Annotated in this window: 10 protein-coding genes; all 10 read left to right on the top strand. The window is 66.3% G+C overall.

Translation table 11 applies throughout. The features are described 5' to 3' along the window. A partial coding sequence (locus QCD75_RS21145) for a phage tail tape measure protein (RefSeq protein ID WP_301231469.1) occupies positions 1 to 3038 on the top strand: 3038 nt, incomplete at its 5' end. 9 nt (positions 3039 to 3047) lie between these two features. Further along, entirely contained in the window at positions 3048 to 3950 is a 903-nt protein-coding gene (locus tag QCD75_RS21140; protein WP_301231468.1) for a phage distal tail protein, read from the top strand. Between the two features lie 3 nt (positions 3951 to 3953). Then, positions 3954 to 4979 (top strand): hypothetical protein, encoded by a 1026-nt coding sequence (locus QCD75_RS21135; protein WP_301231467.1) that lies wholly within the window; start codon positions 3954 to 3956, stop codon positions 4977 to 4979. Between the two features lie 19 nt (positions 4980 to 4998). Then, on the top strand, positions 4999 to 5427 hold the full coding sequence (locus QCD75_RS21130) for a hypothetical protein (RefSeq protein ID WP_301231466.1): 429 nt from the start codon (positions 4999 to 5001) through the stop codon (positions 5425 to 5427). 6 nt (positions 5428 to 5433) lie between these two features. Next, complete coding sequence (locus QCD75_RS21125) at positions 5434 to 5811, top strand: hypothetical protein (RefSeq protein WP_301231465.1); 378 nt, start codon at positions 5434 to 5436, stop codon at positions 5809 to 5811. Further along, positions 5808 to 6698 (top strand): M23 family metallopeptidase, encoded by an 891-nt coding sequence (locus tag QCD75_RS21120; RefSeq protein WP_301231464.1) that lies wholly within the window; start codon positions 5808 to 5810, stop codon positions 6696 to 6698. The genes QCD75_RS21125 and QCD75_RS21120 overlap by 4 nt, the downstream gene beginning before the upstream one ends. A 1-nt stretch (position 6699) precedes the next feature. Further along, positions 6700 to 7140, top strand: coding sequence for a hypothetical protein (locus QCD75_RS21115; RefSeq protein WP_301231463.1), 441 nt, complete (start codon positions 6700 to 6702; stop codon positions 7138 to 7140). Positions 7141 to 7150: 10 nt separating this feature from the next. After that, positions 7151 to 8251, top strand: coding sequence for a hypothetical protein (locus tag QCD75_RS21110; protein ID WP_301231462.1), 1101 nt, complete (start codon positions 7151 to 7153; stop codon positions 8249 to 8251). After that, complete coding sequence (locus QCD75_RS21105; protein WP_301231460.1) at positions 8251 to 9243, top strand: tail fiber domain-containing protein; 993 nt, start codon at positions 8251 to 8253, stop codon at positions 9241 to 9243. Before QCD75_RS21110 ends, QCD75_RS21105 begins: the two co-directional genes overlap by 1 nt. A 12-nt stretch (positions 9244 to 9255) precedes the next feature. Next, positions 9256 to 9615 carry a hypothetical protein gene (locus QCD75_RS21100; protein WP_301231459.1) on the top strand — a complete coding sequence of 120 codons (360 nt, stop codon included), beginning with the start codon at positions 9256 to 9258 and terminating at the stop codon, positions 9613 to 9615. Positions 9616 to 9778 lie beyond the last annotated feature (163 nt).

Below are 9778 nucleotides of genomic sequence, written 5' to 3'. Positions count from 1 at the left end.
CCCCCGGGGGGGGGGCCCCCGCCGGCGACGCCGGCGGGTCCTCACTGGGGGCCTCCCTGATGGGCGGCATCAAGAAGTTTGCGCTGCCCATCGCCGGAATCGTCGCGGGCCTCTCTGTCGGGAAGCTCGTCAAGGACTCTGTCGCTGACTTCCAGTCCTATCAGGGCGCGGTAAACGGTTTCGGGCGGATCGCCGGCGGAACAATTGAGCAGTTCTCGGGCCTGCGGGGAGCGATCCAGCTCTCGGGCGTGGACGTAGACGCTGCCTCGGGCGGCATCACAATCTTCTCGAAGAACCTCGGCAACGCCGCCGGGGACGCCGGCAAATCCGCCGACATGGTGAAGAAGCTCGGCACCGAGTTCAAGGATGCATCGGGCAACGTCAAGCCGATGTCGGAGATCATGCCGGGGCTTGCTGACAAGTTCAAGGCCATGCCTGACGGCGCCGAGAAGACCGCCCTGGCCATGCAGCTCTTCGGCCGGTCCGGCGCGCAGATGCTCCCGTTCCTGAACCAGGGTTCAGAGGGTATCGCTAAGCTGACCGGTACGGCGGGCAAGATGGGCCTCGTCCTGGACGAGACGGACAAGAAGATTTTCGGCGCCGCGAAGGCGTCCCTGCGCGAGTACAACACCAGCATCCAGGGCTTGCATATCGCCATCGGGTCAACGGCCCTGCCGATCCTGACGGCGTTCTCCAACGTGGGACGCTCCGTCATGGTCCCCGTCCTGCAGCTGATGACCATGGCCTTCTCCGCAGCACGCGGCCCCGTGCTGACACTTGCCACCCATGTGCAGGCATTCGCAGACCGGGTCCGTGCCGCCATGGGCGGCATCATCACCCTGTTTACGTCGGGTGATTTCACGGGCGGGCTGGGCAAGGCGCTCGGCATCGAGGAAGACTCGATTATCGTTCGTGTCATCCTCGGCATTAGGGACGCGGCCAAAGAAGTCAGTGGAGGGTTCCGTGCCATGTTCGCGGCCTACAGAGCCGGGAACGGCGATGTAACTTCCAGTGGATTTGCCGGCGTCATGGAGCGCATCGGAAATGGTGCGCGCGAAGTCACTGGTGGGATTCGGGCCTTCTTCGCCGCATTCAAGGCGGGCGGCGACGACATTACTTCGGGAGGTTTCGCGGGGTTCCTGGAAGGGCTTGGCCTTAAGGCACGTGGCTTGTTTGACCTGATCGGGCCGGCACTGGCTGGTTTCGGTTCGACCATCGCCCCGCTGCTCCCGCAGATCATGTCCCTGGTGACCAGCTTCTCACCGCTCCATATGATCTTTAGCGCACTGGCGCCGGTGCTGCCTCAGATCGGTGAAGCGCTGGGGCAGCTTGCGACCGCTGTCGGCGGCGCGCTTTCCTCAGCGCTGACCACGGTCGTCCCGATCCTCACCGAGCTGGCTTCAACGATTGTGGGCGCCCTGGGCACCGCGGTCCAGGCCGTCCTTCCGGCGCTCGTGTCCCTGATCCCGATGATCGCCGGGGCCTTCACGCAACTGCTCCCGGTCGTGGCCGGGCTTATCACGCAGCTGGCACCCCTGGTGGCGTCGCTCCTGCCGCCGCTCGTGGGGCTGTTCACCTCGCTGATCCCTGTCGTCGTGCAGCTCGTGACCTCGGTCCTGCCGGTAGCGGTGCAGATCATCACCATGATCGTGCAGGCCATCGTCCCTCTCGTCACGATTCTCGCCTCCATGCTGATCCCCATCATTCAGGCCCTCATGCCCGTGGTGATGGTCGTCTTCACCTACATCGCCTCCATAATCACTGCGGCCATGCAGATCGTGCAGGGCATCATTCAGGTGGTCCTGGGCGTGATCTCCGGGAACTGGGGCATGGTCTGGGAAGGCATCGTCAATGTGTTCTCCGGCATCTGGAGCGCCATCGTCGGGGCCATCACATACTTCATGGGGCTCTTCTGGGCCGTTTTCGGCACCGCCCTCACCGGTATCGGCAGCTTCTTCGCCGATGTCTGGAACGGTATCGCCACCTTCCTGACCGGAGTGTGGACGACACTGGCCACCATCGTGGCCGTAGGCGTGTCCGCCCTGGTCATGCCCATCGTGAACGGCATCACCGCGGTGTGGACCTTCATCACGGGGATCTTCACCGCCATCGGTGGCTTCATCAGTGGTGTGTGGAACTGGATCGTCTCCCTGGTCACCAACATCATCATCGCGTTCGTGAAAGTCCACGGCGACCAGATCGCGGCGATCTGGAACAACATTGTGGCCGTCTTCACCGCGATCGGCGGCTTCTTCGTCGGGATCTGGAACTGGTACATCGGGATCATCATCGGGGTCCTGTCCGCGATCTGGAGTGTGATCACCAGCGTCTTCGGCGCCGTGTGGGGCTTCATCGCCTCGATCTTCCAGACCATCGGAGACTTCATCTCCGGGGTCTGGAATGCCGTCGTCGGCGTCATCGCCGGAGCAGTGGGCGCGGTGTGGGGCGTCATCAGCAGCGGCTTCAACATGGTGTGGGGCTTCATCAGCAGCGTCTTCGGCCAGGTCGCCGGATTCCTGGGCGGCATCTGGGGGAACATCGTCTCCGGCGTCTCCGGGATGATCGGCCAGGTCGGCGGGTTCTTCTCCGGCCTGTGGGGAACAATCACCGGAGCCCTCTCCGGTGCTGGCTCGTGGCTGTACAGCGCCGGCCGGAACATTGTCGATGGCCTCTTCAGCGGCATCCAGTCGCTGGCCGGCACCATCGGCAACTTCTTCCTCGGGCTCCTCCCCGGGTGGATTGTGGAGCCCTTCAAGATCGCCCTGGGCATCCAGTCCCCCTCGAGGGTCTTTCGCCAGTTCGGCCGCCACATCGGCGAAGGCCTGATGCTCGGCACAACGGATATGAAAGGTGACATCGGCGCGTCCATGCGTGACCTTGTCACCGTCCCGGACATCCCATCGTTCGGGGCCTCCGTTGCCGGGGCCGGCACCGGCCGCGGCGCCGGTGTGACGAACAACTGGACCATCAACCAGGTCGATGACCCCATCGGGACGTCGCACGCAATCGCCAGGCGCCAGAACGCCCTGGCGGTATAGGAGGTCTCCATGCCGTTTCCGAGTCCGCTCACGTACCCTTCGGGGCTCCTGAACCCCGGCGCGGGAGGATCATCGTTCCCCCCGATCGCCGTCGGGGATCTGGTGATGAACACGGTGGACGCTTCGGGGGTCCAGTGGGTCCTCTCCGATCTTCAGGGCTGGGGTTCACCCGGGTCCACGGCGCAGGCCACGCCGCGGGCCCGGGGCCGGGGCTCCACGATGTCGGAGGCTTTCCTGAAGCACCGGACACTCGTGGGGACCGGGAGCATCCTCACCGAGGACCCGGCCCTCCTGACGGCGGCCATTGACCAGCTCATCGCGGCTATCGATCTGGAGCCCTTCCAGATCACGGTCGCAGAGCCGGGCCTGATCCGGTCGATCTCGGTCCAGCGCCAGGACGACGTCCTCCCGAAGAAGCTCAACGCCTACGAGGCGGACTTCAGCTTCCAGGTCGTGGCCAAGGACCCGCTGAAGTATGGCGACCTCATCACCAAGACCACGAAGCTGCCCTACTCCAGTGGTGGGCTCATCCGCCCGTCCTCGTGGCCGCGGACCTGGTCAGGCGTCTCCGGCGCCGGCGTGATCAGCATCGACAACACCGGCAAGACCAACTCCCCGGTGTGGCTCCGCATCGACGGGCCCGTCCCGGCCGGCGGCTGGACCGTCACCCATCTGGGCAAGAAGACCACCCTGAGCTTCGCCACCGCGCTCGCCCTCGGCGCGGGCGAGTTCGTGACCGTCGACATGGACCGCCGCGAAGTCCTCGCGCAGGGGCAGGCACCCCGCTCCGGTTACGTCACCTCCCGCGGCTGGTTCGATCTGGATCCGGGCGTGAACGAGATCGCGTTCTCCGCCAACAACTACTCCTCAACGGCCTTGCTGACCGTCTCAACGAAACCCGCTTGGAGCTGACCCATGACAATCACTTTTCTCGCACCAGACGGCGTCGCCGTTACCGCGCAGCAGGAACGGCAGGCCCGAGCCGCGCAGCACGGCGGCGGCGCCGCCCGCCCGCTCGGTGGCCGCTCCGGCTTCCGGGTGGACACGGCCTCAAACATCCTGACCGCGACGTCCACGACGTGGTCGCTGCAGCCGTGCTCGGCGATGATCGACCCCGGCGCCTCAACACACCAGGGCATGTACGGCTGGTCCAGTGACCAGGTCGTCTCCCGCGCCGAAATCGTCGCCGCGGACGCCACCTATGCCCGCAAAGACATCGTCTACATCCAGATCAACGACTCATCTGCCGGTGACGGCTCCGGGGCGACGACGGCCCCGCTCGTCTACCTCGCCGGGACCGCCTCAGCGAACCCCGACGCGACCAAAGCGACCCTGCCCAGCTCCCGCTGCTTCCTTGTCGGCACCATCACCGTCCCCCAGGCCGGCGGCGGCAGCCCCTCCGTCATCATCAACCCCGCCCGGTACGTCACCGCCGGCGGCATCCTCCCCGTCGCCGACGACACAGAACGCCTCGCGCTCGCCGCCTACAAGGGGCTGCGCGTCGATCAGGCGGACACTGGCCGGGCTTACCGGCACAACGGCACACGGTGGGCGCAGGCAGCGCTCGCGGCAATCGGAAGCGGTTCCCTGGGGGCTGTGGCCACTCTCGCGGGCACTCCGACATGGACGGACATCGTCACGGTCACCGCGACGTCGATGGGCGGCCCGGTGACGATCGATTTCAATACCACCCTGATCAACGCGAACAGTGGGGACCACCGGACGGCGGCGGTCCGGGTCCAGTGCGACGGCGTGGACGTGGACAGCTATTCGTTCTTCGCCCAGTACCTCGCCGGGGCAAGTGTCCCGACGTTCCCGGCGCAGAAGTTCTTCCACACCCCGGCTGCCGGCCAGCACACCTGGACGCTGCAGGGGAACGCCAACATCGGTGGAGCCATCCAGGCAGTTAAGGGCTCCATGGTGATCTATGAAAAGCCGTAACGCAGGAAGGCGCACACCCATGTGGCAGAGATTGACATCCCCGTTCCGTGCGTTGTGGCTCCGCGTCCAGGAACCGCGCAAGCAGACCACCGTCTACTTCTTCGTCTATCTGGGGGTGACTGTTCTTGGCGGCGCCATCCTCGCCGACCCGCCCCGGAGCCTGCAGGGCACCATCGGCCAGCTGCTGGTCATGGTCTGGGCCGGGATGCTGGTCCTCGGCGGAACTACCGGTCTGCTGACCGTCCTCCAGGGCTGGTGGTGGCTGGAGCGGGCCGGGGCGATTCTATGCGGGTTCGCTATGGCAGTCTGCGGCGTGGCTATCCAGGCCCTCCCGGTGACGCAGCTCAGCATGCGCGTCGTCACCCTCAGCCTCATGATGCTGGCCCTGCTCCTGTTTGTTGCGCGACTCGTCAAGACGAGGCATTACTCCTATGACCCCGAGAAGTAGGCCCCTATGGACTCCACCCAGCAGATATGGGCCGCGGTCCTAGCTTCCTCTGGTCTTTTCGCGTTTCTGGGCGTCGTTGCCAACGGCGTGCTCAAACACGTCGATGGCACGGCTGGCCGGGAGAAGGTCCGCAACACCGGCCTCAAGCAGCAGCGCGACGAGGCTTGGGCGCTGGTCCGCACCGAACGGGCCCGCGGCGACAGTGAGCGGGACCGGGCTGACCTTTCCGACGAACGGGCCGACATCGAAGCATTCAACCGGCGGCTCACAGAGGAGTACGCGTCCCAGCTGCGCCGGGACTGCACCGAACATGGCATGCAGGACCGGGAGCTCCGCCCCTGGCCGCCGCTCAAGAAGCTACCCAAGGAACAGGAACACCCATGAGGCCAGTATCTGCTGAGTTTGCCACCAGCCAGGAGTTCGGGGAGGGGGCAACGGCCGGCGTCATCGGCAACCGCTACGCCTCCCAGGACACGATCGAATACTACGTCGGGATCTACGGGAACTATCAGGAGTTCGGCCATGCCGGCAAGGACATCGCCTGCCCGATCGGGACCCCGATCCATGCCCCGGCTGAGGGCACGGTCCTGTACGCCGGCTGGGTCGAAGACCTTCCCGGGAGCGGTCCGGTCCGGGCCTGGCTGCTGTATTACAACTTCGGCGGCATCGTCACTGTGACCCGGCACGACGGCTGGATCAGCGTCATCGCGCACCAGTCCAACAACGATGCAGTCAAAGCCGGGGACCACGTCACCGAGGGCCAGCTCATTGGGCTCTCGGGCAACACCAAGACCCGGACCACGACGGTCGCGGAGCACGTACACATCGAGGCGCTGGTGTACCTGGACTACCGCACGGATGTCCGCAACGGCATCATCTACGGCCGGGTCGATCCCACGCCGTTCTTCGGCGGCATCGCCGCGGCCGGCACCATCACCACCGAAACACCACCAGCAGAGGAAGACGACATGTTCACAGACGCAGACCGCCAGACGGCGGCACGGAACAACCAGCTGCTCGAGTCCTTCCAGGCGGTCCTCACGGACCCGGTCACCGGCTACATCGGCCAGGCCGCCCTGACCGTCCTGAAGGGCGGCGCCGCCACCCAGTACGTCAAGGGCGCGGCGGATGACACCATCTACTCGCGGGAGGACAACGGGATCCTGCGGGGCATCGGCAAGCCCGAGTGGGAAGTAGCTTCCGCGGCCGGGGAGAAGTTCACCACGGTCCCGCAGGAATGGATCGACCTCCAGCCCAAGGCAGGTGCCTGAGATGGACGCAGCAACCCTGCAGGCCCTGGCCGCGCTCGGCCCCGTCGCTCTCTGGCTGATGGCCGTGGGCTTCTTCAGCCCCCTGGTCATCGCCGTGATCCAGCAGTCGCGCTGGTCCGCCCGGAGACAGTCGATCCTGGCGTTCCTGTTCTACGTCGTGGTCGCCGCCGTGACCGCCTACCTCAACGGCATCTTCACGGCCGTCGGCCTTGTCACCGCTGTCCTGATCGTCTTCGTGGTGGCATCGACGGCCTACAAGAACCTCTGGAAGCCGACCGGCGCTGCCCCTGCCATTGAAGCCGCGACATCCCCCGGCGCAGCAGTTGTCCCCAAACATTCGGCAACCGTTCCCTCCGTGGTCAACCTCACCATCCATTCCCCAACCGCGGACCCGCAAGCGATCGCGGATACCGTCACCCGCCAGATCAACCTGATCCCGTAGGAGGACCCGCATGACGCTCTCTTGGGTTGCAGTGAATGCCAACGATGGGAGCGTCATCGCGGATCTTCCCACGCTCCGCACGGACGGGGCCCTGAAGCAGACCCTGATGCGGTATGAGTCGCAGACGGCGTCACTGCCACTGGACGGGGCCCCGCCGAACTGGCGGCAGGCCACCCGGAAACGCTCGGTCTTCCTCGTGGCACTGGATGAGGAGGACGCGAACAGCCGGACCCTGCCTCTGTGGGGCGGGCTGGTCCTGAACCGGACCACGAACGCCGGCCCGGACGTCAAAGTATCCCTGGCCACCGCGGAGGCGTATTTCGACCGGGTCTACGTCGGCGACGAGGAGTTCAACGCGGTCCCGCAGAACACCATTGTGAAGACCCTGATCGAGAAGTACGCGAGGACCGGGACCAAGAGGGGCATCCCCATCCGGGTGCAGATCGTCGGAGGCGTCGGGGCGGCCCGGACCCGGAGCTACTCCGATTCCGCGGACAAGACGCTCTACAGCGTCCTCGGGGACCTCTCGGGCGTCATCGGCGGCCCGGAATGGTCCGTCGGCTGGGAATGGGTGGACACCCAGCGCCTCGGCCTGGTCGCCTACGTCGGTGACCGGCTGGGCTCCACACCGCCGTCCGGGCTGAACCCCGGCGCGCAGTTCCACCTCCCCGGGTCCGTGACCGCCGCGGAGCTCGTGGAAGGCTACGCCTCGGACTCCGGTGCCAACGACGTCATGGCTGTCTCCTCCGGCGTCGACGGCGCCCGGCCGGAATCAGCACACCAGGTTGACGCCACCGACCCCAGCCCCCGCTTCGAATACCGCTGGACCCCCTCCACGTCCATCACCGACCCCGCAACCCTGAACGCCCACGCACAACGCGCGCTCGCGGCCATGAAAGACGGCACCGTTGCCCTGGCGATCACCGCGAACCGGCAGGATGCCCCGCAGCTGGGCCGTGACTGGTTCCTCGGGGACGACGTCGGCTTCGACCTCACCGCACCGGCATGGCCGGACGGGCTGACGGGCACGGCCCGGGCCGTGGGCTGGGAAATGACCGACACGACCATCACGCCGCTGATCGACGTGAGCGCCATTGAAGGGATCGACTGATGTCACAACCCGGGCTGCCCGGCTCACAGTTCCCCGGTGAGGACGCCCAGTCCCGCCGGATCAAGGAACTCGAACGCCAGGTCCAGCAGTTCAGCGCCGCCAACGTCCTCGCCACTGCCGGCATCGGAGTAATCCCCAACGGAATCCTCGTCAACGGCATGATGCAGTTCAAACGCGCCGATTCCACCCTGGGCGTGCAGGTCGACCCCGCGGACGGAACCTTCGTGGCCTTCAACGCCGCCGGCACGTCCCCTGTTGCACGCTTCGGCTCGCTCGTGGAAACCTCCCCCGGGGCCTACGGGGTGGAAGTGCTTGTGGGTGCCACCTGGGTGCAGGTCGGTGCGCAGGCCACCACCTGGGCCACCGTCTCCGGTAAGCCGACAGACTTCGCCCCCCTGGTCACCTCGGCAGTAGCCAACGCCACCACCGCCGTGAACGCCTCCGAGGCGACCCACGCCGGACAGTCCGACGGATCCCAGTACGGGTGGACAAACAACGTCGGCGGCACCGAATACTACGCCGTCTACGTCGGCAACAACGGCGGCTTCAAGTTCGGCCGCAACGTCTCCTCCATCCTCTACAAGGAGAACGTCCGGGCGCACAGCAACGACCCGGCCGAGATCCTGAAGCTCCGGCCGGTCCTCTACGACCGCAAGGCCACCTACCCTCCGGTGCTCACCGCGGACGGCCTGCCGGCCGAAGGCCCGCAGCAGATGGTCCCGGGCCGGAAGAACGAATACGGCCTGATCGCTGAGCAGGTCGCCGAGCACGCCCCCGAACTGATCTCCTGGTTCACCGGCCACATCGACAGCGTCCGGTACGAACTCCTCGCGGTGAAGCACCAGGACGTGCTGCTGAACCATGAAAACAGGATCCGGGCACTGGAAGGCCGCCCGCCCCTGGACATCCCCGCCAATCCCTTCCCCACCGTCCCGGCGCCGGGAGCCCCGGACAGCCCTCCGGCACCCCTGCCCTACACCATCAACGAGTAAGGACCACCGAACATGCCGAAACGGAACTGGGCCGACGGGGCCACCGGCAACACGCCCCTGAACGCCGCCCGCCTCAACGCCCTCGAAACCGACCTGGACGCCGCACTCACCGCGCTCGCCGCGGACCCGTCGCTGCTGTTCTCCGGAGCAGTGACCAGGAACGGGAACGGCGTCCCGGTATCGGCCAGCGTGATCTGGCCGGACGGGGTGGCCGGGATCTACTCCGGCACGGCCTCCACTGCCTTCCCAACGGCGGTCGATGCCTACACGGTGACCCGGGCCGTAACGCCCACGAAGACCTACACGCAGCCGGCGGTCACCCGGGACGCATCCGGCCAGATTTCCAACCGCCCCCCGATCACGGTCAGCTAGGAGCCCCGCATGTCTTTTCTCGATGTCCCAGGCGTAAAACCGGCAGGCCTCGATGCCGCCGCCGCCGCCCTCTTCAATGACCCGGCTTCCGCCTTCCGAGGGGCAGGAAATGCCACCTTTGTCCCCAAATGGAAGGCGAACACGGCGTACCTCGCGGGGGCGC

It is taken from the genome of Arthrobacter sp. PsM3 (assembly GCF_030433895.1).
GTDB lineage: Bacteria > Actinomycetota > Actinomycetes > Actinomycetales > Micrococcaceae > Arthrobacter.
This window is presented reverse-complemented; position numbering and strand designations above follow the sequence as displayed.